The sequence below is a fragment of the Aeromonas sp. Prich7-2 genome (assembly GCF_017939255.1).
GTDB lineage: Bacteria > Pseudomonadota > Gammaproteobacteria > Enterobacterales > Aeromonadaceae > Aeromonas > Aeromonas caviae.
Genome location: NZ_JAGKRI010000032.1, coordinates 1 through 25,370, shown reverse-complemented (window position 1 = coordinate 25,370; position 25,370 = coordinate 1). Strand labels below are relative to the sequence as shown.

The 25,370-nt window shown below is 64.2% G+C and carries 25 protein-coding genes and 5 pseudogenes; 4 read left to right on the top strand and 26 right to left on the bottom strand.

The window, feature by feature from the left end:
- The first annotated feature begins 76 nt into the window (after nt 1-76).
- Entirely contained in the window at nt 77-292 is a 216-nt protein-coding gene (locus tag J9892_RS07015) for a DUF1107 family protein (protein ID WP_010673486.1), read from the top strand.
- 95 nt (nt 293-387) lie between these two features.
- Here J9892_RS07015 and J9892_RS07010 read toward each other — a convergent pair whose 3' ends face one another.
- From J9892_RS07010 to J9892_RS06905, 22 genes and pseudogenes are all read right to left on the bottom strand, one after another.
- On the bottom strand, nt 388-1,131 hold the full coding sequence (locus J9892_RS07010; protein WP_010673485.1) for an amino acid ABC transporter ATP-binding protein: 744 nt from the start codon (nt 1,129-1,131) through the stop codon (nt 388-390).
- Nucleotides 1,132-1,144: 13 nt separating this feature from the next.
- Nucleotides 1,145-2,239 (bottom strand): amino acid ABC transporter permease, encoded by a 1,095-nt coding sequence (locus J9892_RS07005; protein WP_103857885.1) that lies wholly within the window; start codon nt 2,237-2,239, stop codon nt 1,145-1,147.
- Nucleotides 2,240-2,248: 9 nt separating this feature from the next.
- Nucleotides 2,249-3,436 carry an amino acid ABC transporter permease gene (locus J9892_RS07000; protein ID WP_223937699.1) on the bottom strand — a complete coding sequence of 396 codons (1,188 nt, stop codon included), beginning with the start codon at nt 3,434-3,436 and terminating at the stop codon, nt 2,249-2,251.
- A gap of 62 nt (nt 3,437-3,498) precedes the next feature.
- Nucleotides 3,499-4,518, bottom strand: coding sequence for an amino acid ABC transporter substrate-binding protein (locus tag J9892_RS06995; protein WP_010673482.1), 1,020 nt, complete (start codon nt 4,516-4,518; stop codon nt 3,499-3,501).
- Between the two features lie 460 nt (nt 4,519-4,978).
- Nucleotides 4,979-5,278: a DUF2845 domain-containing protein gene (locus tag J9892_RS06990; protein WP_103857887.1), complete on the bottom strand. Its 300-nt coding sequence runs from the start codon at nt 5,276-5,278 to the stop codon at nt 4,979-4,981.
- The gene (locus tag J9892_RS06985) at nt 5,275-6,288 is read right to left on the bottom strand and encodes an ABC transporter permease (protein ID WP_210538121.1); all 1,014 of its coding nucleotides are present in this window, start codon (nt 6,286-6,288) and stop codon (nt 5,275-5,277) included. Before J9892_RS06985 ends, J9892_RS06990 begins: the two co-directional genes overlap by 4 nt.
- Nucleotides 6,289-6,367: 79 nt before the next feature.
- Entirely contained in the window at nt 6,368-7,249 is an 882-nt protein-coding gene (locus J9892_RS06980) for an ABC transporter ATP-binding protein (RefSeq protein ID WP_161469727.1), read from the bottom strand.
- Nucleotides 7,250-7,386: 137 nt separating this feature from the next.
- Complete coding sequence (locus J9892_RS06975) at nt 7,387-7,998, bottom strand: FKBP-type peptidyl-prolyl cis-trans isomerase (RefSeq protein ID WP_010673478.1); 612 nt, start codon at nt 7,996-7,998, stop codon at nt 7,387-7,389.
- A 191-nt stretch (nt 7,999-8,189) separates the two neighbouring features.
- Nucleotides 8,190-8,279 (bottom strand): annotated as a pseudogene (locus J9892_RS06970) (copper homeostasis protein CutC); the annotation flags it as partial.
- A gap of 38 nt (nt 8,280-8,317) precedes the next feature.
- A pseudogene (locus tag J9892_RS06965) lies at nt 8,318-8,407 on the bottom strand (copper homeostasis protein CutC); the annotation flags it as partial.
- Between the two features lie 38 nt (nt 8,408-8,445).
- Nucleotides 8,446-8,535: pseudogene (locus J9892_RS06960) on the bottom strand (copper homeostasis protein CutC); the annotation flags it as partial.
- 38 nt (nt 8,536-8,573) lie between these two features.
- Nucleotides 8,574-8,663, bottom strand: a pseudogene (locus J9892_RS06955) (copper homeostasis protein CutC); the annotation flags it as partial.
- A gap of 35 nt (nt 8,664-8,698) precedes the next feature.
- On the bottom strand, nt 8,699-9,424 hold the full coding sequence (locus J9892_RS06950) for a copper homeostasis protein CutC (protein ID WP_052816142.1): 726 nt from the start codon (nt 9,422-9,424) through the stop codon (nt 8,699-8,701).
- A gap of 41 nt (nt 9,425-9,465) precedes the next feature.
- Complete coding sequence (locus J9892_RS06945; RefSeq protein ID WP_010673476.1) at nt 9,466-10,368, bottom strand: ROK family protein; 903 nt, start codon at nt 10,366-10,368, stop codon at nt 9,466-9,468.
- A gap of 110 nt (nt 10,369-10,478) precedes the next feature.
- Nucleotides 10,479-10,985 carry a GNAT family N-acetyltransferase gene (locus tag J9892_RS06940; protein ID WP_052816140.1) on the bottom strand — a complete coding sequence of 169 codons (507 nt, stop codon included), beginning with the start codon at nt 10,983-10,985 and terminating at the stop codon, nt 10,479-10,481.
- Nucleotides 10,973-11,788 carry a M48 family metallopeptidase gene (locus tag J9892_RS06935; protein WP_201955698.1) on the bottom strand — a complete coding sequence of 272 codons (816 nt, stop codon included), beginning with the start codon at nt 11,786-11,788 and terminating at the stop codon, nt 10,973-10,975. Before J9892_RS06935 ends, J9892_RS06940 begins: the two co-directional genes overlap by 13 nt.
- A 152-nt stretch (nt 11,789-11,940) precedes the next feature.
- Complete coding sequence (locus J9892_RS06930; RefSeq protein ID WP_210538120.1) at nt 11,941-12,915, bottom strand: phosphate ABC transporter substrate-binding protein PstS family protein; 975 nt, start codon at nt 12,913-12,915, stop codon at nt 11,941-11,943.
- 273 nt (nt 12,916-13,188) lie between these two features.
- Nucleotides 13,189-14,484, bottom strand: coding sequence for a phosphate regulon sensor histidine kinase PhoR (phoR, locus tag J9892_RS06925; RefSeq protein ID WP_010673472.1), 1,296 nt, complete (start codon nt 14,482-14,484; stop codon nt 13,189-13,191).
- A gap of 72 nt (nt 14,485-14,556) precedes the next feature.
- Nucleotides 14,557-15,246, bottom strand: a complete 690-nt coding sequence (gene phoB, locus J9892_RS06920; RefSeq protein ID WP_010673471.1) for a phosphate regulon transcriptional regulator PhoB — start codon at nt 15,244-15,246, stop codon at nt 14,557-14,559.
- A 102-nt stretch (nt 15,247-15,348) separates the two neighbouring features.
- Nucleotides 15,349-15,758, bottom strand: a pseudogene (locus tag J9892_RS06915) (VOC family protein).
- 68 nt (nt 15,759-15,826) lie between these two features.
- A complete protein-coding gene (locus tag J9892_RS06910; protein ID WP_053288159.1) occupies nt 15,827-17,113 on the bottom strand; it encodes a GGDEF domain-containing protein in 1,287 nt (428 codons plus the stop codon).
- 283 nt (nt 17,114-17,396) lie between these two features.
- The gene (locus tag J9892_RS06905) at nt 17,397-19,073 is read right to left on the bottom strand and encodes a sigma-54-dependent Fis family transcriptional regulator (RefSeq protein WP_128272612.1); all 1,677 of its coding nucleotides are present in this window, start codon (nt 19,071-19,073) and stop codon (nt 17,397-17,399) included.
- 288 nt (nt 19,074-19,361) lie between these two features.
- Between J9892_RS06905 and J9892_RS06900 the strand changes: the two genes are divergently transcribed.
- Nucleotides 19,362-20,879: an aldehyde dehydrogenase family protein gene (locus J9892_RS06900; protein ID WP_041213364.1), complete on the top strand. Its 1,518-nt coding sequence runs from the start codon at nt 19,362-19,364 to the stop codon at nt 20,877-20,879.
- Nucleotides 20,880-20,930: 51 nt separating this feature from the next.
- Here J9892_RS06900 and J9892_RS06895 read toward each other — a convergent pair whose 3' ends face one another.
- Nucleotides 20,931-21,725 (bottom strand): helix-turn-helix transcriptional regulator, encoded by a 795-nt coding sequence (locus tag J9892_RS06895; protein ID WP_010673466.1) that lies wholly within the window; start codon nt 21,723-21,725, stop codon nt 20,931-20,933.
- 96 nt (nt 21,726-21,821) lie between these two features.
- Here J9892_RS06895 and J9892_RS06890 point away from each other — a divergent pair, with 96 nt between their 5' ends.
- Nucleotides 21,822-22,709 (top strand): DMT family transporter, encoded by an 888-nt coding sequence (locus J9892_RS06890; RefSeq protein ID WP_161470782.1) that lies wholly within the window; start codon nt 21,822-21,824, stop codon nt 22,707-22,709.
- Nucleotides 22,710-22,804: 95 nt separating this feature from the next.
- Here J9892_RS06890 and J9892_RS06885 read toward each other — a convergent pair whose 3' ends face one another.
- On the bottom strand, nt 22,805-23,209 hold the full coding sequence (locus tag J9892_RS06885; RefSeq protein ID WP_161470781.1) for a carboxymuconolactone decarboxylase family protein: 405 nt from the start codon (nt 23,207-23,209) through the stop codon (nt 22,805-22,807).
- Entirely contained in the window at nt 23,206-24,189 is a 984-nt protein-coding gene (locus tag J9892_RS06880) for an aldo/keto reductase (RefSeq protein WP_210538119.1), read from the bottom strand. Before J9892_RS06880 ends, J9892_RS06885 begins: the two co-directional genes overlap by 4 nt.
- Nucleotides 24,190-24,288: 99 nt before the next feature.
- On the opposite strand from J9892_RS06880, the gene J9892_RS06875 reads away from it, so the two are divergent.
- Nucleotides 24,289-25,197, top strand: a complete 909-nt coding sequence (locus J9892_RS06875; protein WP_069785606.1) for a LysR family transcriptional regulator — start codon at nt 24,289-24,291, stop codon at nt 25,195-25,197.
- Between the two features lie 34 nt (nt 25,198-25,231).
- Here the strand turns inward: J9892_RS06875 and J9892_RS06870 are convergent.
- The coding region (locus J9892_RS06870; RefSeq protein WP_210537942.1) for a transposase at nt 25,232-25,370 on the bottom strand (139 nt) is incomplete at its 5' end.

Here is a 25,370-nt window from a genome sequence, read left to right as displayed (position 1 = left end):
ATCTTTATCAAGTGTCACATCAGTGTCACGGTCCGTCGGCATAGTGTGCCCTGTCCAAACAACAGGGTCTCTTGCCATGAAGGTGTTCAAGCAGTGGTCTCCCCGTCGAATTGCTCGATATATCAAGAGCTTCCATCATGGAAGTTTCATGGTTGAAGCACTGGGGCGGTTTGAGTTTCAAGGGGGGATCATCGATGTGAAGCCGTTGAGCTGTCATCAGGCGCTGAGCCTGGCCCGGCAGATCAACCTGGCCGTGCGCGATCTGCGCACCACCACCCTGTTGCCGGGCTGACATACTCCTTTCTGTCTGTCGTCGACTTCCATGTACACATTTGCCCGCCGCTCATTCGAGCGTGCGGGCTGTTTTTCTGAAGGTTGTGCCCTGCCTCAGTGCTGCAGGATCTGGGAGAGGAAGAGCTTGGTCCGATCGGACTGGGGGTTGTCAAAGAACTGATCCGGCACGTTCTCTTCGATGATTTGCCCCCGGTCCATGAAGATCACCCTGTCCGCCACCTGCTTGGCAAACCCCATCTCGTGGGTGACGCAGAGCATGGTCATCCCCTCGTGGGCCAGCTCCACCATCACATCCAGCACCTCCCGCACCATCTCGGGATCCAGCGCTGACGTCGGCTCGTCAAACAGCATGACCTGGGGATTCATGCACAGACTGCGGGCGATGGCCACCCGCTGCTGCTGGCCACCGGAGAGCTGCCCCGGATACTTGAGCGCCTGCTCGGGGATCCGCACCCGGCGCAGGAAGTTCATGGCGATCTCCTCGGCCTCCTTGCGCGGCAACTGCTTGACCCAGATGGGCGCCAGGCAACAGTTCTCCAGCACGGTCAGATGGGGGAAGAGGTTGAAGTGCTGGAACACCATGCCCACCTCCCGGCGCACCGTCTCGATGTTCTTGAGATCGGAGGTCAGGGCCGTGCCCTTGACCAGGATGTCTCCGCTCTGGTGCTCTTCCAGCCGGTTGATGCAGCGGATCATGGTGGACTTGCCCGACCCCGATGGTCCACAGATGACGATCTTCTCCCCTCTGCCCACCTGCAGGTTGATGTTGCGCAGCACGTGAAACTCACCGTACCACTTGTTGACCTCTTTCAGTTCGACAACTGCGTCCGTTTTCATATCAGAACGACTCCTAATGCTTGTGGCCCGTGTTGAGTTTGCGCTCCAGATAGATGGAGTAGCGGGACATGCCAAAACAGAACATCCAGAAGATCATGGCGATAAAGACATAAGCTTCGGTGGAATACCCCAGCCAGGCCGGATCCGCCAGGGCCACCTTGGAGATGGCCAGCAGATCGAACAGCCCGATGATCAGCACCAGGCTGGTGTCCTTGAACAGGGAAATAAAGGTGTTCACCAGGGAAGGAATGGTGATCTTGAGGGCCTGGGGCATGATGATGAAGCCCATCACCTTCCAGTAGGAGAGCCCGAGGGCATCCCCCGCCTCATATTGCCCCTTGGGGATCGCCTGCAGCCCCCCTCTCACCACCTCGGCCACATAGGCCGCCTGGAACAGGATGATGCCGATGAGCGCCCGCAGCAGCTTGTCGAGCTCCACCTCGGTACTCATGAACAGTGGCAGCATGACGGACGCCATGAAGAGCACAGTAATGAGCGGCACCGCCCGCCAGAACTCGATGTAGACGGTACAGAGGCTGGAGATGACCGGCATGTGGGAGCGGCGCCCCAGTGCCAGCAGGATGCCGAACGGCAGTGCTACGACTATGCCCACCACCGCCAGCACCAGGGTGAGCATCAGCCCGCCCCAGCGGTTCGTTTCCACCACCTCCAGCCCCGCTCCCCCATGGATGAGGAAGAAGGCGATGACAGGGAACACCAGCAGGGTGAAGAGCGCCAGCCACCCCTTGCGCGGGGTCTTTGGCCAGATGAGCAGGGCCAGCAGCGCCGCCAGACCGGCGAAGGTCAGGTTGATGCGCCAGTACTGATCAGCCGGGTAGAAGCCATAGAGATACTGCCCCAGCCGGCTCTCGATGAAGATCCAGCAGGCACCGCCCTGGACGCAGGCCTCGCGGCTGCTCCCCTGCCAGGTGGCCGAGAACAGCGCCCAGTCCAGTGCAGACCAGATGAGTGGCAGCAACAGATAGGCCAGCACCAGGGTCAGCAGGCCGTTCCACCAGTTGGGGAAAAGGTTCTGCCTGATCCAGGCGAGCGGCCCCCGACGGTGGTTGGGAGGCGGCAGCGCCTCCTGCAATTCATTCACGAACATGACAGCTCCCTAGCGCTCAACCAGCGTCATTCTGCGGTTGTAGATGTTCATCAGCACCGAGGTGGTGATACTGATGACGAGATAGACCCCCATGGTCATGGCGATGACCTCGATGGCCTGCCCTGTCTGGTTGAGAGTCGTCCCCATGAACACCGAGACCAGATCCGGGTAGCCGATGGCGGTCGCCAGGGAGGAGTTCTTGGTGAGGTTCAGATACTGGCTGGTCAAGGGAGGAATGATGACCCGCATGGCCTGGGGAATGATCACCAGCCGCAGCGTCTTGGTGGGCGAGAGCCCGAGGGCGGAAGCCGCCTCCGTCTGCCCCTTGCTGATGGCCAGGATGCCGGATCGCACTATCTCGGCGATGAAGGCCGCCGTATAGATGGTGAGCGCCAGCAAGAGGGCCGCGAGCTCCGGCAGCACCGTCAGCCCGCCCCGGAAGTTGAACCCCTGCAGCGCAGGCACGCTCCAGCTGAGCGGGCTGCCCGCCAGCAGGAAGGTGATGCCCGGGAGCAGCATGACCAGGGCGGCCACACAGCGCCAGAACGGGAAGATCCTGCCTGTCAGGGCCTGACGGCGGCGAGCCCAGCGGCCCAGCCCCCAGCTCAGCAGCACCGCGAGCACCAGTGCACAGAGCACGTAGCCGAATCCCTCTTCGAACAGGGGCTTGGGCAGATAGAAACCCCGCACGTTGAGGAAGGCGAGCCCGCCTATATCCACGCTCTGACGCGGGGAAGGCAGGGTACGCAGCACCGAGAAGTACCAGAAGAAGATCTGCAGCAGCAGCGGGATGTTGCGAAACGTCTCTATGTAGACGGCCGCTATCTTGGCCACCAGCCAGTTGCGCGACAGGCGCGCGACCCCGAGTGCGAACCCGAGCAGGGTGGCAAACAGAATGCCGAGCACGGAGACCAGCAGGGTGTTGAGCAGGCCCACCACAAAGGTGCGACCGAAGGTGTAGGTCTCGTCGTAGGGGATGAGGCTCTGCAAGATGCCGAAACCGGCCGTGTTGCCCAGAAAATCAAAGCCTGTGGTGATGCCACGGGTGGCCAGATTGGTCAGGGCATTGTTGACGATGTAGAACAGAAACCCGATAACCGCCGCGATGGCCAGGCACTGGAAGAGCAGCGCCCGCACCTTGGCGTCATACCACCAGCGGCCCTGTTCTTTCCTATGGTTTGATGCGTGTAACGCCATGAGGATGACTCCGACAAAGCCAGGGAAAACATGGGGGGCCAGGCCCCCCGGTGACTGTCGACTCAGCGGATGGGTGGCGCGTACATCAGACCGCCCTTGTTCCAGAGGGCATTGATGCCGCGATCAATCTTGAGGGGGGAGCCGGCACCGACGTTGCGATCGAAGGATTCACCGTAGTTGCCGACCTGTTTGACGATGTTGTAGGCCCATTTGTCATCCAGCCCCAGCACAGTCCCTTTGGGCTCTTCCAGCCCCAGCAGGCGACGGATGTCAGGGTTGGTGGACTTGAGCATCTCGTCCACGTTGGCACTGGTGACCCCGGCCTCCTCGGCATTGAGCATGGCGTTGAGGCTCCAGCGCACCACCTTGAACCACTGATCGTCACCCTGACGCACGGCTGGGCCCAGCGGCTCCTTGGAGATGACCTCCGGCAGCACCACGGCTTCCTCTGGCTTGGTGAGCTTGATCTTGAGGGCATAGAGCTGGGACTGATCCGAGGTCAGCACGTCACAGCGGCCGGCTTCGAAGCCCTTGACGGTCTGATCCGAGGTATCGAACACCACTGGGGTGTACTTCATGCCGCCATTGGCGCGGAAATAGTCGGCCAGGTTGAGCTCGGTGGTGGTACCGGACTGGATACAGACGGCGGCACCGTCAAGCTCCTTGGCGCTCTTGACCCCGAGGGACTGCTTGACCAGGAACCCCTGCCCGTCGTAGTAGTTCACCCCGGCGAACGTGAGGCCCAGCGACCCATCCCGGGTCAGGGTCCAGGTGGTGTTGCGCGAGAGCAGATCCACTTCCCCGGACTGCAGGGCGGTAAAGCGCTCCTTGGCGGTGAGGGAGACATACTTGACCTTGCTGGCGTCCCCCAGTACCGCGGCGGCCACGGCGCGGCACACGTCCACGTCGAGCCCGGTCCAGGTTCCCTTGGCATCCGGGTTGGAGAACCCGGGCAGGCCGTCACCGACCCCGCACTGCACGAATCCCTTCTTCTTGACGGCATCCAGCGTACCGTCCGCCCACGCATTGGCTGCCATCAGCGACAGCGCCATCACCATACCAGCCTTGTGTATCTGCTTCATGTCACTCTTCCCTGTGGTTTGATTCGAACAGGCATCAAAATCTAGCGAGATGCCATCGTTTCCCTGCTTTTTGGCAGCTTATCCAGCCGCAGAAAAACCTGTCAATCGGTGCAATCCGGCCCAACCATGGTGCAACAGAACAAAATATCTAAACGGGGGAATATGCACTCTCAGAATCAAAAGTAGACCCTTATTTGCCAAATAGCCTGCTGCTTAAAACCCTTCTTGGCATGAGGATTATTTTTCGAAAATAAATCGGCTGCACCGCATTGGGGCAGCCATTTCTGCTGACAACTGACTCATCAGATTCGGTTTTATGCCAAAAGCACCAGAGTGAGGCAGCATGACCCCATATGGAAAAATGGCGATAACAGGCAGGGGAAAGCAACAGAAAAAGAGGTAAAAGGCGGGGAAGTGGCGACCTTATCTCCCGCAGGCTGGGCTTCAGAAAACCAGGAGGTCATCCTCCCCGTGGGCCATCCACAATGTCGGTGATGACGCCGTTTTCGACGGTGACAAACTGCATGAATTCCCGCTTGCCGAAGTTGTAGGTCCAGCGCTCGGCATACTTGACCGTCACTCTCGCCCCGAAGCCGTTCTCCTCGAAGCGGGTGAGATCTTCCTTGAGCATCGGCTGGCCGCAGCGAACCAGCAGCTCTGCCGTGGTGTCTCCCTCGGTCAGCAAGGCGTTCTTGCAACGCAGGGTACCTGCCTGCACAGGCAAGGCCGCCACCAGCAACAACCACAGAACAGGTTTCATTTTGCACTCCATTTGAACAGCATGGTTCCCAGCGAGATGCACACCAGGGCGAACACCATGACCTGGCCCAGAGGGCCTGCCACCTCCTGCCATCCCGCCCCTTCCAGCATCACGGCGCGGGCTGCTTCGATGATCTGGCTGAGGGGCAGCCTGGCCGCAAGCTGCTGCAGCCAGGCGGGCGCGCCTTCTAGCGAGAACCAGACACCGGATAAAAACATCATGGGCAAGCTGATGAGATTGAGCAAACCGCTCGCCAGCTCCTCGTTCTGCAGGCGAGCGGCGATGAGCAGGCCAAGGGAGGCCATGGCCGTTCCTCCCGCCAGGGCGATCACCAGCAGCAGCCACCCCGACCCGATGAGGGGCACATCCAGCAACCAGTAGGCCGCGCAGAAGACCAGCAGGCTCACCACCAGGGTGATCAGCACCCGTGACAGCAACTGGGCGAAGAGAAACTCCAGCGCGCCGAGCGGCGTGGCTCGCAGCCGTTTCAGCACCCCGTTCTTGCGATAACGCACGATGACAAACCCGACCCCGAACAGGCCGGAGAACATCAGGTTCATGCCGATCACCCCGGGCAGCAGCCAGTCGCCGTAGCGAATGGCGCGCCCGCTCAGGGTCTCTCTTTGCAAGGGCCCCTGCACCGCCTGGCGCAGCAGATACTCGGCCATGGCCCCCTGAGGGGCGTCCGGATTTATCCAGTAACGCCCCCCGGCGGGTGAGAGCAGCAGGTCCAGCTGATGGTGACGGACCTTGAGCTGGCCTCTCGACGCCTCGTCATAGGGGATGATCTTGAGCAGCGGCACGGCGCGCAGCGGGGCATAGGTTGCGGGCAGTTCCCCCACCACCCCGATCTGCACCAGCGGTTTGGGCGGGCCGGAGAAGATGAGAGAGAAGCCGATGACCAGCAGGAGCGGGAAAAGCAGGTTCCACACCAGGGCCGCGCGATCGCGTACGAACTCAAGGGTACGGGCATAGAAGAGCGCCCCGATGCGCTTGAGGGATCCCTTCATCGTCCACTCCCGGGATTGCATGTCGGCAAGGCGTACCACAGCCCGGAGGCCACGGTCAGACAGAACTCGGTCATCCCTCTCATGCGCCGCTCCGCAGGCTGTGGCCGGTCAGGTTCAGGAAGAGATCTTCCAGATTGGGGGAGCGCACCTGCATGCCGGTGAGCGGCACACCAAGATCCAGCAAGGCTGGCAACAGGGTCGCCACGTCGGGGCAACAGAGCTCCACCTGATCGCCGACCGGACGCAGGGGATAGCCGAGCCCAGCCAGGGCCGGGTGCCCCCCAAGGCGCACCAGCACGCCGTCGAAGTGTTGCGCCAGCAAGGCAGCCGGCGTATCCAGACTGAGCAGGTGGCCGTGATCGACGATGGCAATCAGATCGCACAGCTGCTGCGCTTCGTCCATGTAGTGGGTGGTGAGCACCACCGTCTTGCCCTGGGCCTTGATCGCCTCTATTCGCTGCCAGAAGTGGTGGCGCGCCTGGGGATCCAGTCCTGTGGTGGGCTCATCCAGAAACAGCAGTTCGGGATCCCCGAGCAGGGCCAGAGCCAGCAGCAGGCGCTGACGCTGGCCCCCCGAGAGCTTGCGACTGTCCCTGTCGATGAACTCGCCCAAGGCGCACAGATCGATGAGCAGCTCCCGTGGCAAGGGATTGGGGTAGAGGCTGGCGAACAGGCGCAGGGTATCGCGCACCGTCAGGAAATCCTGCAGCGCCGTGTGCTGGAACTGGATGCCGATGCGGGAGCGATAATCCGGGCCGCGCGGGGCGCCGTGAAACAGGATCTGGCCGCTGTCCGGGGTGAGGAGCCCCTCCAGCAATTCTATGGTCGTGGTCTTGCCCGCCCCGTTCGGGCCGAGCAGGCCGAAGCAGCTGCCGGCGGGAATGGCAAAACTGAGCCCGTCCACCGCCTTGACGCCGGGGAAGTGCTTGACGAGATCGACGACCTCGATGATGGCTGCCATGGCGTGTCTCCCTCACATGGCCGGAATGGACGACGCTCTGACTATATCCAAATCCCCGCCGTAGGCACATGGCCCGTTTGGGCGGTCCAAAAACAAACGGCGACCTCAGGGTCGCCGTTTGCATCACGCCAGCCGGATCACAGGATGTCCAGCAGCTCCACTTCGAATACCAGAGCGGAGTACGGCGGGATGGAGCCGGCGCCACGGGCACCGTAGGCCAGATCCTGCGGAATGTAGAGCTTCCACTTGGAGCCAACCGGCATCATCTGCAGCGCTTCCACCCAACCGGCGATCACGCCGGTCACTGGGAACTCGGCCGGTTGGCCGCGCGCAACGGAGCTGTCGAACACACCACCGTGGGTGAAGGTACCGTGGTAGTGCACGCGCACGGACTGACCGGCAACCGGCACGGCACCATTGCCTTCGACCATGACTTCATATTGCAGACCAGAGTCGGTGGTCTTCACTTCGGCGCGCTTGGCGTTGTCGGCCAGGAAGGCTTCGCCTTCGGCGGCAGCGGCCTTGGCGGCAGCTTCCTGCTCTTCCTGCATACGGGCGGTGATGACCTGGAAGGCATCGTTGATATCGTCACGGCTGACCGCGAACTCCAGACCGTTCAGGGCATCAGCCAGACCTTGTTGCAGGGCCGGGATATCCAGACCGGCGAAGGCTTGCTGAGCCAGTTGGTCGCCCATGTTGCGGCCGATGCCGTAGCTGGCCTTCTGTTCGATAGAGTCGTATTGGGACATTGAGAGGTTGCTCCGGGTCCTGATGGTAAAAGAGACGGGATGATAACAGACTTTTTTGCACCGTGCTGCCAAGACGCCCCTCAATTGCCCGCCGGTGGGAGACGCCTCACATCGGCCCCCTCATCCCCGCCCCTTCTCCCGCAAGGGGAGAAGGGAGCAAAACAGGGCACCATGCCGCCGCACAGTCTGTATCAGGCCCTGTCCAGCAACGCCCTCACCGCCGCGACCTTGGCCCCATCGGTGATGTTGACCCGGCCATCGTCCGAGGTGCCCATGTTGACGTCACAGAGAGAGGCACCATGGCGCCGCACAGTCTGTATCAGGCCCTGTCCAGCAGAGCCCGCACCGCCGCGACCTTGGCGCCGTCGGTGATGTTGACCCGGCCGTCGTCCGAGGTGCCCATGTTGACGTCACAGATAGAGGCACCATGGCGCCGCACGGTCTGTATCAGGCCCTGTCCAGCAGTGCCCTCACCGCTGCGACCTTGGCGCCGTCGGTGATGTTGACCCGGCCATCGTCAGAGGTGCCCATGTTGATGTCACAGAGAGAGGCACCATGGCGCCGCACGGCCTGTATCAGGCCCTGTCCAGCAGAGCCCGCACCGCCGCGACCTTGGCGCCGTCGGTGATGTTGACCCGGCCGTCGTCCGAGGTGCCCATGTTGACACAGAGAGCGGCACCATGGCGCCGCACGGTCTGTATCAGGCCCTGTCCAGCAGTGCCCTCACCGCTGCGACCTTGGCGCCGTCGGTGATGTTGACCCGGCCATCGTCCGAAGTGCCCATGTTCACACCATGGGGCACCATGCCGCCGCGCCAGCCCATGCCGGACATGTGCACTTCATTGACGCCGGTGAATTCGATGATGGTGCGCACGTTGTCGGCGTTGACCCCGGCCCCGGGCATCAGGCTGGCGCGACCCGCCAGCGCCTGGTGCATGGCCTGCAGGGTTTCGAGCCCCGCCAGCGCGGTCGGCGCATGGCCGGAGCTCAGAATGCGCTCGCAACCTGCCGCGACGATCGTCTCGAGATCCAGCCGCCAGTCGGAGGAGAGATCGATGGCCCGGTGGAAGGTGACGCCGAGCGGCCCCGCCGCCTCGACCAGTTGCCGGAGCTTGCCTTCGGGTACCCGTCCATCTTCATCCAGCAGACCGACCACCACCCCTTGCAGGCCCGCAGCACGAGCGGCCGCGATATCCAAGAGCATCATCTCGAACTCGCCGTCGTTGAAGCAAAAATCTCCGGCGCGTGGACGGATCATGGCGTAGACGGGGACGGTGGCGTGGCGCGCCACCTGCTGCATGAAACCATAGGAGGGAGTGAGACCGCCCAGCCCCAGCGCAGAGCAGAGCTCGATGCGATCGGCGCCGGCCGCCTGGGCGGTGAACAGGGATTCGAGGTTGTCGATACAGATTTCAAGACGGGTCATGATGACTCCTTGTTCGGGGAGATCAGACCCTCTGTCCGATCTCACAGATTGAGCAGGGCTGCACCGCGCACACCGCCGGCTCCACCGAAGCGGGCCTCGCGGATCGCCGGCAGGGCGACACCGGGCAGCAGGTGGCCGGGCAGACGTTTGGGCAACTCCTCATAGAGGGCTGGCAGGGCGCTCAGGCCGCCCCCCAGCACCACCACATCGGGATCAATCACCGAGATGGCGGTGGCGAGGCCAGCGGCGATGATCTCGAGCCAGCAGTCGATGGTCGAGAGGGCCGCCGCCTCACGGGCATCGGCACGGGCGACGATCTGGTGGCCGCTCACCCGTTCCCCATGAACATGGTGGTATAGCCGCTCCAGGCCCGTGCCCGACGCATAGGTTTCGAAACAGACCAGGCGCCCGCAGCCACAGCGGGGACGGGGCAAATCCGGGTATTTCATCAGGATGGTGGCGGGCAGCGGGTAGTGACCTATCTCCCCCGCCAGCCAGTTGCGCCCCTGGATGAGCTTGCCCGCCAGGTAGACGGCGCCGCCGATGCCGGTACCTATGGTGACGCCGAGGGCGCTGCCAGCACCGTCTGCGGCCCCCTGATGCACTTCCGACCAGAGGAAACAGTTGGCGTCATTGTCGACCTTGACCGGTCGGCCCAGCAGTTCGGCCAGATCCGCCCCCAGATGGCGGCCATGGATGGCGGGCAGGTTGGCCGCCACTATGCTCCCGTCGAGGCGATTGAGGATCCCCGGAAACCCGATGCCGACGGCCCCTTTCACCCCGAAGCGCGCATCCGCCGCCTCGACCCGCTCGCGCACAAGCTGCTGCAGCGCCGGGTAGTCGTTGCCCGGCGTGCTCACCCGCTCTTCATGGCAGAGGGTCAGGGCGTCGTCATACACCGCGAAGGCAATCTTGGTGCCGCCAATATCAAATCCGTAGTACATGCCACACTCCCTTGCGGTGGACCCGGCCACCTCGGTCTGTCCAGATGGGGCACATTGTATTAATTCGCAAAAAAAAATAAAGTGACCAGGGGCGAAAAACGGGAGCCAGCTCAAAGCAAACGGAACATTTGTCGTTGTTGGCAAGGGTGTCCGAGGCTCATCAGGGTGCGCTCCTGACCGTCGAACATGAAGCCGCGGCGCAGGTAGAATCCCTCGCCGATGTGATTGCCATCCAGCAGCCAGAGCCTGACACACTCGCAACCGGCCCGGCGCATCTGCACCGCCACCGCCTGCCACAGCCGTTTGCCATGACCCTGACGCCAGTGATCGGGATGAAGGTAGAGCGCCCGGATCCGCGCCGTCATCAAGCCTTCCTCCAAAGAGGGCTGCCAGTAGAGCAGGCCTATGACCACGTCGTCCTGACAGACCAGCATGGGAACGGGGCCGGGCTCGGCGAGCCGGTGTCGCCAGATCTGCAGGTGGTCGGTCACCGCCAGCTGGGCCAGCATGTCGGCCCCCAGCACCTCCCCGTAGGCCGCCAGCCAGCTCGCCCGCTGCATCACCGTCATGGCGGCGGCATCGGCGGGACGCGCCAGGCGCAGGCTTACGCCTTGCACTGGGGAACCAGCCCTGATGCTTTCGCCTGCTGGTACAGGGGCTGCACTTCGGCCTGCTGGGCCTGCAGGTTGGCGATCCGGCTCTGGTCGCTGGGGTGGGTGGAGAGCAGCTGGGGCGGTGCCTTGCCACCGGAGGCGGCGCTCATGTTCTGCCACAGGGTGACGGCTTCGGCCGGGTTGAACCCGGCGCGGGCCATCAGCTCGAGGCCGAGCCGGTCCGCCTCGCTCTCCTGGGTTCTGCCAAAAGGCAGGGCTATCCCCACCTGGACCCCGAGGCCCAGGGCGGCCATGGTGGCAGCGCCCCCGAGGCTGTCGCTGCTGCCGATGGCGGCGTCCGCCACCGCCAGCCCGATACCGGTCAGCTGATCCCGGGAGAGGCGCTCGTTGGAGTGCTGGGCCAGCACGTGGGTCAGCTCGTGACCGATGACGGTGGCGAGCTGGTCCTGATTCTTGGCGACTTTCAGCAGGCCGCTGTAAACGCCTATCTTGCCGCCGGGCAGGGCGAAGGCGTTGATCTCCTTGGAGTCGAACACCACTACCTCCCAGCTGGTGATGCCATAGCTGGCAGGCACCTGGGCGGTCACCGCCTTGGCCACGCAGCCCACATAGGCATTCATCCTGGCATCCGTGCTCACCTTCTCCTGCTGCTTCATCTGGGTGAAGGAGTCGGCGCCCAGCTGGTTCATCTGCTGGGGGGAGAAAAGCAGCATCTGGTTGCGACCAGTCGGCGACTGGGCGCAGCCGGCCAGCAGGGCGCTGCACAAGGCCGTCAGGGCCAGTCTGGAGAGGGAAGATGCGCGCATGAGAGGGTCCTTTGCCGTGAAGTTGCCCTATTCTCGGAAATGCCGCCGCCCGGCGCAAGCCGGGCGCTGCGCCCTGCGACCAAAAAGATCCTGGGGCGCACCAATGAAAACGAGCCCGCATGGGGCTCGTTTTTCTGCAAGGGCATGTTCTGTTACATGATGCCCAGCTTCTTCAGGTCGGCCTGAACCACCTTGGCCGGGACCGGCACATAGCCGTCCTTGGCAACGATGGTCTGGCCCGCCTTGGAGAGCATCATCTTCACAAACTCCTGCTCCATCGGGGAGAGCGGCTTGTTCGGATGCTTGTTCACGTAGACGTACAGGAAGCGCGACAGCGGGTACTTGCCGGTGATGGCGTTGTCGGAGCTCGCCTCGATGAAGGTCTTGCCATCCTTGGAGAGCGGAACGGCGCGCACGCCGGAGGTGACGTAGCCGATACCGGAGTAGCCGATGCCGTTCAGGGAGGAGGAGACGGACTGTACCACGGAGGCGGAGCCCGGCTGCTCGTTCACGCCGCTCTTGAAGTCACCGTTGCACAGGGCGTGTTCCTTGAAGTAACCGTAGGTACCGGACACGGAGTTGCGACCGAACAGTTGCAGATCCTTGCCGGACCAGCTGCCGTCCAGACCCAGATCAGACCACTTGGTGGCCGCCTTGGCTTCGCCGCACTTGAGGGTGCTGGAGAAGATGGCGTCGATCTGCGACATGGTCAGCCCCTTGATGGGGTTGTCCTTGTTGACGAACACGGCCAGGGCATCGACGGCGACGCGGATGGCGGTCGGCTTGTAGCCGTAGCGCTTCTCGAATGCCTCCTCTTCACCGGCCTTCATGGCGCGGCTCATGGGGCCAAACTGGGCGACGCCCTCGGTCAGGGCAGTCGGTGCGGTGGAAGAACCGGCGGCCTGGATCTGCACGTTGACGTTGGGATACATGCGCTTAAATTCTTCGGCCCACAGGGTCATCATGTTGGCCAGAGTGTCCGAGCCGACAGAGGACAGGTTGCCCGAGATGCCGCTGGTCTGTGTGTATTCCGGCAGGTCTTTATCCACACCGGCAGCCAGAGCGCTGACAGAAAACAGGGTTGCTGCGGTGAATCCGATGACACCAGCCAGTTTGTTGAGTTTCATCCAATCTCTCCAAGTCCAAGGTTGCAGAAGGCAATCGTCAGGTTGACGTCTATACGTGGTTGACACCCGATCGCAATGATCCGTGGGCCAGCACCACTCCTTCTCCAGTGTTACAGAAGGTCCGTTCTTTAAGACGGCGCCAGTATCTGGCCTGGCAGTGACAAATTTATGGAATTTATATGACACTTTGATGACATGGGCCGAGAGTGGCCCGGATGAAAAAAGGGCTGCGATGCAGCCCTTCTATCGTTGCTAACACATTGACACAAAATATTATTTCACCAGCACCATGCGGGCGGGAATGAGAAAGCTGAAGCGGCTGCCCGCACCGACCCGGCTCTCGATATCGAGATGGGCATCGTGATGACTCAGGGCATGCTTGACGATGGCAAGGCCGAGCCCGGACCCTCCGGTGTGGCGCGAGCGGGCCTTGTCGACCCGATAGAACCGCTCGGTGAGCCGTGCCAGATGCTCGGGGGGGATCCCCTCCCCCTCATCCTGCACCGCAAACAGCGCCATGCTCCCCTGCTTGCGCCACTCCACGGTGATCTTGCGCCCCGCCGGGGTGTAGTGGATGGCGTTGTAGACCAGGTTGGAGACGGCGCTGCGCAGCTGATCCTGATCCCCGCGCACCAGCAGATTGGGCTGGACCATGAAGACGATTTCGTGGGCCCGCTCGCCGGAGAGCGCCCGCGCCTCCTGCTCCAGCAGCCCCAGCATGGCGGGCATGTCCACCAGATGGGAGAGATCCACGGTGGGCGCCGCCTCGATGCGCGACAGGGTGAGCAGCTGGTTGACCAGATTGTCCATGCGGATCGTCTGCTCCATCATCACCTTGTGCGCCTTGGCCCACATGGCGGGGGGCGGCGGCTCCTCGGTCATCTCCAGATACCCCTTGAGCACGGTGAGGGGGGTACGCAACTCGTGAGAGACGTTGGAGACGAAGTGCTTGCGCGTCTTCTCCAGGCTGCGCAGCCGGGTCACATCCCGCACCACCAGCATGGCCTGATCCTCCGCATAGGGCATGATGCGAAATTCGAGGAACTTCTCCTCGTTGATGGGGGAGTGCATCTCGAATGGCTCGTCATACTGCCCCTTGCCCAGATAGGCGACGAAGGCGGGGTGACGGATCAGGTTGCCGATGTGCTGGCCGGCATCCTCGGGCCAGCGAAAGCCGAGCAGTTGCTCCGCCAGCCGGTTGCACCAGAGGATGCTGCCGTCGGTGCGAAACACCACGGCCGCATCGGGCAGCGCCTCCGCCCCTTCCCGAAAGCGGCGGATGAGGCCCGCCAGCTCCCGGCGCCGGGCCCGGTGACGCTGCTGCAACTTGTAGATGCCGTTGAAGATGTGCTCCCAGCTGCCGCTGCCGTGGGGCGGCACCAGGCTGCGATCGTGCCACAGCCAGTCCGACAGCCGCTTCTGGAAGCGGTAGTGCCAGACCAGGTGCACCACAGTGGCCACCAGCAGGCAGAGAACGAGATGATCGATTAACCAACCTACCAAGACGAAGGGGCTGTAGAAGAACGCCATTCGCCACAACTGTCGCCGCCAGGCGTAAGGTTGCAACATTAAGATCTCCTAGAGGCAGCAAAGAGCCGGGTCCAATGCCCGCCGGCAGGCGCTGGCGGCACTGGCCCTGACCTAGAGACGGGTCGAGAAGCGGTAGCCGGCCCCGCGCACCGTCTGGATCAATCTGTCGTGCCCCGTCTCTTCGATGGCCTTGCGCAGGCGGCGAATGTGCACGTCCACCGTCCTGTCCTCGACATACACGTTGGTACCCCAGACGTTGTTGAGCAACTGCTCGCGGCTGTAGACCCGCTCGGGGTGGGTCATGAAGAAGTGCAGCAGCTTGAATTCGGTCGGCCCCATGTCGAGGGCCTTCTCCTCGGCACTGACCCGGTGGGAAACGGGATCCAGTTTGAGCCCCTGCACCTCGATCACCTCGTCCACCGAGGTGGGAGAGACGCGGCGCATCACGGCGTGCAGGCGGGCGGTGAGCTCCTTGGGGGAGAAGGGCTTGGTGATGTAGTCGTCGGCACCGGCCTCGAGCCCGCGCACCTTGTCCTCTTCCTCGCCCCGGGCGGTCAGCATCACCACCGGGATCTGGCGAGTCATCTCATCCTGCTTGAGCTGCTTGAGGAACTGGATACCGCTGCCACCTGGCATCATCCAGTCCAGCACGATGAGTTCGGGGTAGGGTTCGCGCACCTTTGCCAGTCCATCGGCGTAATCTTCTGCTTCTACTGTTTCATATCCCTTCTGCTCAAGCACGAAGCAGAGCATTTCGCGGATCGGTGCCTCGTCCTCGACCACCAGAATTCGCTTAGCCATATCCCTTCTCTCTCCTCTGTGAAGATGGGTGCGCCAATTATTAGAACTTTCTGTGACACTTTTATGACTTTATGACGGGCGGGATGATAAACGTTTTCAGATTCAGTTGGCAGCAGCGAGTTGCAGCAGGTCCCAGCGATTGCCACTGATGTCCTCGAACACCACCACGGTGCCGTAGGGTTCGAGGCGCGGCTGTTCACAAAAATGAACACCATAGGCCAGCATCCGCTCGTAATCGCCCCAGAAGTCGTCGGTCTCAAGGAACAGGAAGACCCGACCGCCCCCCTGGCGACAGATGGCGGCGCGCTGCTCCTCGTTGGCCGCGCGAGCCAGCAGCAGGGCGGAGCCGGGAGCCCCCTTGGGAGCGACCCGCACCCAGCGTTTGCCCGGTTTGCCCGGCTCGTCGAGGGGGTGTCTTCCAGTAGCTCGAAGCCCATTCCCCGGGTGAAGAAGGCGATGGCCTCGTCGTAATCCGCCACCAGCAGCGTCAGGGCGCCAATGTGTTGTGCCATGGCATCTCTCCTCGGATAAATGATGGGGCGCATGATAGCCCCGCCCGGCCATGGGCTCCAGCGCCGGATCAGTCGGGCGCCACCTCCACCCGGTTGCGACCATTCTGCTTGGCCTGATAGAGCGCCTCGTCGGCCCGCTTGAGCGCCTGCTCCAGGCTATCCTTGCGCCGCTCGGCCACCCCGAAGGAGGCGGTGATACCGAGCCCCAGCGGCCAGTGCCTGTACCCCTCCAGCGCCCCTCTCAGCCGCTCCGCCAGGGCGGCGGCCCGTCCCTCGTCGTAATGGAGGCAGACCAGCACGAACTCCTCCCCGCCCCAGCGCACCAGTCGGCACAGGCTGTCGCAATGGCGCAGCAGCTCGCTCACCATGTGCTTGAGCACCTCGTCCCCCACCGGGTGGCCGTGACCGTCGTTGACCCCCTTGAAGTGATCGATGTCGATGTAGATGAAGGAGAGCGGCATCTCGCCGAGCTCCCCGAGCAGCTTTTCGCCGCCGAGCCGATTGAGGGCCCCGGTCAGGGGATCGTAACGGGCCTCCTCCTCGGTGCGCCGGTTCTGCTCGCACAGGCTCGCACTCAGGGCTTCAGCCGCGAGGCGCGCCTCCCTGGCCTTGCGCAGCCGATCCCCGAACATCAGGTTCTGGACCAGGAAGAGCAGCACGCCGTATACAAGCCACCCCAGCAGCAGATAGCGATAGAAGTCCCCCGGCTTGCACCAGCGGCCATAGAACTCCAGCCGCTCGAGCCGCAACCGGTGCTCCCCCGGCAACATCTTGTCATCGGAGGCGATCTCGATGGCGTAAACATGGTGCAGATCCGGCCCCTGCTGGACCAGCGGAATGTCGTACTGCTGCACCCACCAGGAGCTGGGGGCAAAGACATTCAGGGGGACATCCTGCTCACGACCAAAATCCCTGGCGGTGAAGAGCACTTCGTTGAACTTGTGGGAACTCTCGTCTTCCCGCGTCGAGTAGACGGGATCGTAGTTGCGCAGATAAAGGCGCCAGGCCTGTACCCCCTGCCCTTCTACATCCAGCCTCACCCGCACCCCGGTGAAGCCGGAGAGATCCAGCCCCTGCTCGGGATCGGTCAGGGTCAGAACCAGCTCGCAGAAAGGATAGGCATATTGGCTTCGCAGGGTGCACTGGATGGCGGGTCTGTCGCCCCCCTGACTCAGGGTGGCGACGGAGGAGCCCTTGTGGGCCCTGTCATCCTGGGCACGCACGGACAAACCGGCCTGGCTCAGGATGTCGAGCCGCCGCTCGGGTCCGAATTCGAATAACACCATGGCCAGCAGGCTCGCCGCCAGCAGGCACCAGAACAACAGCGTCGTCATGCGGGAATAGGAAGGGATCATCGGCATCACACCTGAAAAAGGGCTTTTACCCTACACCTTGAAGCGCCGAACCGCGCTGATCCAGATCCAAGGTTATTACACGCGCCGCACCGGGCGCAGACGGGTGCCGACTAACCGGCACGGGCCCCATGGGGCGCAAGCGGCATCGGCCAGCAGCCGGGAGAGAGGCGGGGGGCCTCGTCGGTGGTGAGATGGGTCATTGCGCACTCCCTGCGATGGAAACATAACGAAAAAACGTCCTTGCCTTCGCAGTCTACACAAGCGCTGGACGGCGCGACACCCTTCACCCCTCCTCCCGCAGCGCCCGATAGAGGGTGGTGCGACTGATGCCAAGACGGCGCGCCGCCTCGCTCACGTTGCCGCCGCACTCTGCCAGGGTCTGTTGCACCCGCTGCCGACTCTGCTCGCGCAGGGTACTCCCTCCCAAAGGTGAGCTCGCTCCCCCTTCCACGGCGGGCAGATGCAGATGGGCAGGTTCAATCCAGCCCTGCCCCTCTGCCAGTACACAGGCCACCTCCAGCGCCTGTTTGAGCTGGCGCACGTTGCCGGGCAGAGGGTGAGCCAGCAGCCGCTGCTCCGCCTCCCGGCTCAGTTGTAGCGCCGGGTCCATCTGGGCGAGCAGGTTCAGGATCAACCCCTGACGCTCGGGCACCGACCAGGCCCGCAGGGGTGCCAGTTGCTGGCGCCAGCCGCAGATGCGGTAGTAGAGATCTTCGCGAAAGGTGCCGGCCGCCACCATGGCCGCCAGATCCCGATGGCTGGCGCTGACCAGCCAGAAATCCACCGCCTCGGGTCTGTGGCTGCCTACCGGGGTGACGACGCGCTCCTGCAACACCCGCAGCAGCCGGGTCTGGGCCTGGAGCGGCAGCTCGCCAATTTCATCCAGCATCAGGATGCCGCCGTGGGCGGCGCGCAGATAGCCCTGGCTGCCCTGGCTGCGGGCACCGCTGAAGGCCCCCCCCACGTAGCCGAACAGCTCGGCCTCCACCAGCTCCGCCGGCAGGGCGCCGCAGTTGACGCACACCAGAGGCCGCTCCCGACGGCTCGAACTGGCGTGCAGGGTGCGCACCAGGTGCTCCTTGCCGCTGCCGGTCTCCCCCTCGATGAGCAATGAGATGCCCCGCTCCAGCATCTTGAGCGGCACCTGCTGCGCCTGCGATCCCCCCTCCTCAACCGCGCTCGGCAGGGGGAGCCTGGCGGCGCGCTCCCCCGCCTCCGGCACCAGCCGCAGGCCGCGGCGCTCGCGCAGCAACTGCTGACCGTCGAAGGGGTGCTGGCCGAGCCAGAGCCGACCGGCCCGGTTGGCCCCGAGCAGCTCGCCCCCCTCCCCCAGCAGCAGGCGGGCAGACCAGAGGCTCTGGGGATCGAGATCCACCAGCCAGCCCGGCTGGCGGGCCAGCAGGGCGTTTTCCAGGGTCATGGCCAGGAGGCGCACGGTGCCCAGCATGTCGCCGCCGTGGTGGGCCGCATCGGTGGAGATGTCGAGCACGCCGAGCAGTTGCCCGTCCGGCCCGAGCAGGGGGCAGGCGCTGCAACTGAGAAAGCTGTGCTGGGCGAAGAAGTGCTGCGCCCCCAGCACCTGCACCTCGCTCTGCTCGGCCAGCGCGGTGCCGATGGCGTTGGTGCCCTTGCTCGCCTCCCCCCAGCGGGCGCCGCTGCGCAAAAAAATGCGCTCGGCATGGCGGGCAAACCGGTCGTCTCCGCTCACCGCGAGGATGGCCCCCTCGCCGTCACACAGCAGCAGACGACAGGGTCTGCCTGCCAGCAACTGGCCAAAGAGCGGCAGCACGAAGCGCTGGAAGCAGGCGATGAGCGTCCTGTGCTGCTCCTGGCGAGCCGACAGCTCCCCCTGGGGCAGCAAGTCCAGCTCGGCGCTCTGCTGGCGGCTCAGCCCCTGATGCAGGCAGCGCTCCCAGGAGCGCTGGATTGGGCTGGCACCGGATTGAGGCAACTCGCTCATCACACCTCCTTCTACACACTCGCGAATAGGGCCGCCTTGGGGGAGCGCCTTCATCACGTCTCCTGTTCACAAACGGCACAGTGTCACACCCGATGTTCAGAAACGGCACAGTTCGGGGGCCGCTCTGGGGGGCACTGGTTAACCAAGATACCCCTTGGCACCCCGTTTTATAACGTTTTTGCAACCTTTTTGTGTAGAGCGCCGCCCGCTGGCACGCCCCTTGCGATGACAGGAAGCAACCGGACTGCCCGCCAGGCCGGTCAGGACCACACACATAAGGATGATGAGATGATTTATACCGCTCCCGGTCAGGCAGGTGCCCTGGTCAGCTTCAAATCCCGTTATGACAACTTCATCGGTGGCGACTGGGTGGCGCCGCGCGCCGGCCGCTATTTCGAGAACATCTCGCCGGTGGATGGCCGGGTGTTCTGCGAGGTGGCCCGCTCCGACGCCGCCGACATCGAGCTCGCCCTGGACGCGGCCCACAAGGCGTTCGCCAGCTGGAGCAAGACCAGCGTCACCGAGCGCAGCAACCTGCTGCTGCGCATCGCCGATCGCATCGAACAGAACATTGAGCGGCTTGCCGTCGCCGAGACCTGGGAGAACGGCAAGGCGGTGCGCGAGACCCTGGCCGCCGACCTGCCCCTGGTGGTGGATCACTTCCGCTACTTTGCCGGCTGCATCCGCGCCCAGGAGGGCTCCGCCGCCGAGCTGGACCAGAACACCGTCAGCTACCACTTCAAGGAGCCCATCGGCGTGGTCGGCCAGATCATCCCGTGGAACTTCCCCCTGCTGATGGCCGCCTGGAAGCTGGCCCCGGTACTGGCGGCCGGCTGCTGCAGCGTGCTCAAGCCCGCCGAGCAGACCCCGGTCACCATCATGCTGATGATGGATCTCATCAAGGACATCCTGCCCCCTGGCGTGGTCAACGTGGTCAACGGCTTCGGCGCCGAGGCGGGCCAGGCGCTCGCCACCAGCAACCGGATCCAGAAGCTGGCGTTTACCGGCTCCACCGAGGTGGGCGCCCATATCCTGCGCTGCGCCGCCGACAAGCTGATCCCTTCCACCGTGGAGCTCGGTGGCAAGTCCCCCAACATCTACTTCGCCGACGTGATGCAGCACGAGAGCAGCTACATCGACAAGGCGGTGGAAGGGATGCTGATGACCTTCTTCAACCAGGGAGAGGTATGTACCTGCCCCTCCCGCGCCCTGGTGCAGGCCAGCATCTATGACGACTTCATGGACCGGGTGCTGGCCCGCGCCCGCACCATAGTGCAGGGCAACCCCCTCGACACCACGACCCAGGTGGGGGCCCAGGCGTCCCGCGAGCAGTTCGACAAGATCCTGAGCTACATGGAAATCGGCCGCGGCGAAGGGGCCAAGATGCTGCTGGGCGGCGGCCCGGCCAAGGTGAGCGGGCTGGAGGGGGGCTTCTACATCCAGCCCACCATCTTCTCGGGCCTGAACAAGATGCGGGTGTTCCAGGAGGAGATCTTCGGGCCGGCGCTCGGGGTCACCACCTTCAAGGACGAGGCGGATGCCCTGGCCATTGCCAACGACACCCAGTACGGGCTCGGGGCGGGCCTGTGGACCCGGGACAGCAACCTGGCCTGGCGCATGGGGCGCGGCATCCAGGCCGGCCGGGTCTGGGTCAACTGCTACCACGCCTACCCGGCCCACGCGGCCTTTGGCGGCTACAAGAAGTCGGGGATCGGTCGAGAGACCCACAAGATGATGCTGGACCACTACCAGAACACCAAGAACCTGCTGGTGAGCCACGACATCAACCCCCTCGGCTTCTTCTAAGCCCATCCCATGATCCACAAGGGCGCCTGCGGGCGCCCTTTTTCATGCGGTTCAGGCCACGGGTTGGCCCAGTTGCTGGCGATAGCGCTGGGGGGCGCAGCCCTGTTCGCGCTGGAACATGGCGATGAAAGCCGAGGTGGAAGCGTAACCGAGGCGCCAGGCGATCTCCTGCACCGGCATCTCGCCCCGCAGCCAGTCCAGCGCCTTCACCAGCCGCAGCCGGGTGCGCCACTGGCCGAGGCTCATGCCAAGCTCCTTCTGGCAGCGCCGCGCCAGGGTGCGCTCCGTGGTGTGCAGCGCCCTGGCCCACTCCACCAGCGTGCGGTTGTCCTCCGGCGCCGCCTGCAATGCCGCCAGCAAGGGGGCCAGCAGGCGATCCCGGCTCTGGGGCAGGTAGCTCGGCTGGCAACGGGTGCGGGCCAGCTTCTCGATGAAGAGTTCACCTTGACGGGCATCCCACTCATCCTCCATGTGCCCGACCCGGCGCTGGGTGAAGTCCTCCAGCAGGGCCCGCAGCAAGGGGGTGAGGGCCAGCAGCTGGGGTTCCCGTGGCAGACGCGGGGCCAGGGCGTGGCTCACGTAGATGGAGGTGTAATCCAGGGTCTGCTCGTTGAAGGCGGTGTGGGGCAGGTCCGCCGGCACCCAGATGAGGTAGTCCGGAGGCGCCACCAGCCGCTCTCCCCCCACCTCCACCACCATGACCCCCAGGCTGATGAGGCTGAGCTGACCCCAGGGGTGGGCGTGCTCGGCGCAGGCGTTGCCCCCCTGGATCTGGCTGTAGCGAAAGTAGAGGGGGTTGGGGTCGGCCAGCAGGCGATCCTGCTCGGCCAGGGTGAGGGTGCCCATGCAGATTGTCCCAAAGCGGTTATGACATGTCTTATTTACGCTACTTACCTCGTTCAAGACAAGGCTAGACTCTCCCCATCGTACCAAGGAGTGCCTATGCCTTTTCTCTTCCCCCTGCTCGCCATCCTGATCTGGGCCGCCAATACCGTGGTCTCCAAGGCAGCCGCCGGCGTGCTGGATCCCGCTGCCATCTCCTTCTATCGCTGGGTGATCGCCGCCCTCGCGCTCTCCCCCTTCTGCCTGCCGCAGCTCTGGCGCCGCCGGGCCGACATCCGCCCCTGGCTCGGCAAGCTGCTGGTGCTCTCCCTGCTCGGCATGGTGCTCTACCAGTGCCTCGCCTACTACGCCGCCCACAGCACCTCGGCCACCAACATGGGGGTCATCGGCTCCCTGCTGCCCCTGCTCACCCTGCTCATCGGGGCCTGCTGCTTTGGCCAGAAGCCGGGCAAGCAGGCGCTGCTCGGCATGAGCCTCTCCCTGTTCGGGGTGCTCTGGCTGCTGGGTCAGGGCAACCCCCTGGCACTGCTGCACAGCGGCATCAACCCCGGCGACGGCATGATGCTGCTGGGGGCGGCCAGCTATGCCCTCTATGGCCTGCTGATCCGCCGCTGGCAACTGCCGTTCGGCCCCTGGCTCAACCTCTACCTGCAGATCCTGCTGGCGGTGCTGCTGCTCATCCCGGTGGCCCTCTCTGCCGACTCCCTGGCCATTCCCGCCCAGGGCTGGAGCATGGTGCTGTTCGCCAGCCTCGCCTCCTCCATCTTCGCCGCCTACTGCTGGATGCGCGGCCTCGCCACCCTGGGGGCGGAGCGCACCTCGGTCTTCATGAACCTGATGCCCCTGTGCACGGCCCTCATCGCCGTCATCACCCTGGGGGAGCCCATTCACGGCTATCACCTGCTGGGGGGCGGCCTCATCCTGACCGGGGTCATGCTCTCCCAGCTCAAGCCGAGGGTACGCCGTCCTCTGCCAGAAGGGGCTTGAGCCGGCCAGCACCATGAAAGAAGGGAGCCTCGGCTCCCTTCTTGCTGCCCTCGTCAGGGCACACCTGACCTTTTCGCCAGGGTGACGTCTCCACCTTAATCCCTGCCCCCCCGCCCCTTGTCATGGGCGGCGAAGGCGCTGCGGGCCGCACGGATGCCATTCATGCAGGCGGGCACTCCGGCATAGACGGCGACCTGGAGCAGGATCTCGATGATGGTCTCCCGGCTGACCCCCACATTGAGGGCGGCCCGGATATGGAACTCGAGCTGTCCGGGCGCCGTGCCCATTCCCATCAGGGTCGCCACCGTGAGTATCTCGCGGGTGCAGAGATCGATGCCGGGACGGGCGAGCACATCGGCAAAGGCAAACCCCAGCACCAGCTCGGCAAGTTCCGGTGGCAGGGCATCCAGGCTGGCGGCGACTCGCGTGGGTGCCTGGGGATCGAGCCGGGCCAGCAGCGCGAACGCCCGTTCATGGCGATCCGTGTGCGAGCCGCTCATGCGTTCACCCCCTTCATCCCCTCGGCGGTATAGCGCTCCCCCGCCACCGGCAGGGTCCGGATGGCCTGTCCCAGGGCCCCGAGCTCCGCTGGGGAGAGGCGCACCGAGAGGGCGCCGAGGTTATCCGCCAGGTGGGTCAGACGCCGGGTGCCGGGGATGGGCACTATCCCCTCCCACTGCGCCAGCAGCCAGGCTAGGGCTATCTGCGCCGCCGAGCATCCCTTCTGCTGCGCCAGGGCCATGACCGCCTGCACCAGGGTGCGGTTGGTGGCGAGGTTCTCCCCCTGAAACCGCGGCAGACCGGCCCGAAAATCCCCCTCCTCGAACACCGCCTCCTGCTGGTAACGCCCGGTCAGAAACCCGCGCCCCAGGGGGGAGTAGGCCACCAGACCAATTCCCAGCTCCCGGCAGGCGGGCAGCACCGCCGCCTCCACCTCCCGCGTCCAGAGGGAGTATTCGGTCTGCACCGCCGCCACCGGGTGCACGGCATGGGCGCGCCTCAGGGTGGCCTCGCTCACCTCGCACAGACCGATGCGGGCTATCTTGCCCTCCTGTACCAGCTGCGCCAGCCCGGCCATGGTCTCCTCGACGGGATGGGCCGGATCGAGGCGGTGCACATAGTAGAGATCGATCTGCTCGATGCCGAGGCGGCGCAGGGAGCCCTCGCAGCTCTGGCGCGCATAGCGGGCGCTGTTGTCGAGGGTACGCCTGTACTCCCCGTGCTGGCGCACGATGCCAAACTTGGTGGCGACCTTCACCTGCCCCCGCCGGGTCGCGAGAAAACGCCCGATCAGCGCCTCGTTGTGGTGGGGGCCGTACATGTCGGCGGTGTCGAGCAGGTCGATGCCCCGCTCCACCGCCTCCGCCAGCACTCGCAAGGACATCTCATCGTCCCGCGGCCCGTAGAATTCGCTCATCCCCATGCAGCCCAGCACCAGGGCAGAGACCTGCAGGTTGGCTCCCAGTGTTCGTCGTTGCATCGCATTTTCTCCCTGACAAGTTGCAGGGGAGTATGGTCTTCCGAAAATTAATGAGATATAGAGATAACTGGCAACCCATTTTCCGATTATGGAAACACTATGCACGATCCCCTGCTCTGGGACGACGCCCGCGTCTTCCTGGCCATCGCCCGCAGCGGCACCCTGAGCGGTGCCGCCCACGCCCTTCGCATGGGGGTGGCCACCGTCTCCCGGCGCCTGGACAGGCTGGAGGCGGCCCTCGGCCTCCCCCTGTTCAGCCGCCACCAGCAGGGCTATCGCCTGACCGACGACGGGGAGGCCCTGCTTGAGCGAGCCGAGGCGCTGGAACATGCGGGACTGGCCTTTGGCGAGGCGGGGCAGTTGCAGGGACAGGTGGCCGGCACCGTGCGCCTCGCCACTGCCGAGAACCTGGCCAATCCCCTCATCATCCCCTCCCTGCCGACGCTCTTTGCCCAGCACCCCGAGCTGAGGGTGGAGCTGGTCACCGGGGTGCAGACGGTGAACCTGCACCGGCGCGATGCCGATCTCGCGGTGCGCATGGTCAAGCCCGATGCCGGCCACCTCACCCTGCGGCGCCTGGGCACCCTGGGCTTTGGCCTCTACGGGACCGGCGCCTACCTGGATGCCCGCAGCCCCGGGCTGGATGCCGCCAGCTTCGATCAGGATGACTTCATCGGATGGAACGAAACCCAGAGCCACCTGCCCGCCGCCAGATGGATGACCCGCATGCTGCGCGGCCGCCCCTGCCGGGTGGAGACCAGCACCCTGGCGGCCCAGCTCGCCGCCGCCCAGGCCGGTCTGGGGCTCGCGGTGCTGCCCCACTACCTGGCCCGCCAGACGGATCTGGTCTGCCTGCTGCCGGAGCTCGGAGTGGATCAGCCCATCTGGCTGGTGCTCCACAGCGATCTCGCCCACTCCCGGCGGGTGAGAGCCGTGGCGGATCATCTCATCGCCCTGTTCGAGCGCGCCCGCACCGCCCTGCACCCCTTCTCGGGCGATCCCAGATAGAAGGGCCGGGTCGCATCGGGGCAAAACAAAAGGTTCATCGCGGCTTTCCGGGGAAGGCCGCCTTGATTTTCAGAAAAAAGTATTCTGAGTCCCTAAATCCATATGCCATACGCTTTATCACTTTGATCTTGTTGTTCACCCCTTCCAGCACACTCGTGTGCATCGGGTAGTTT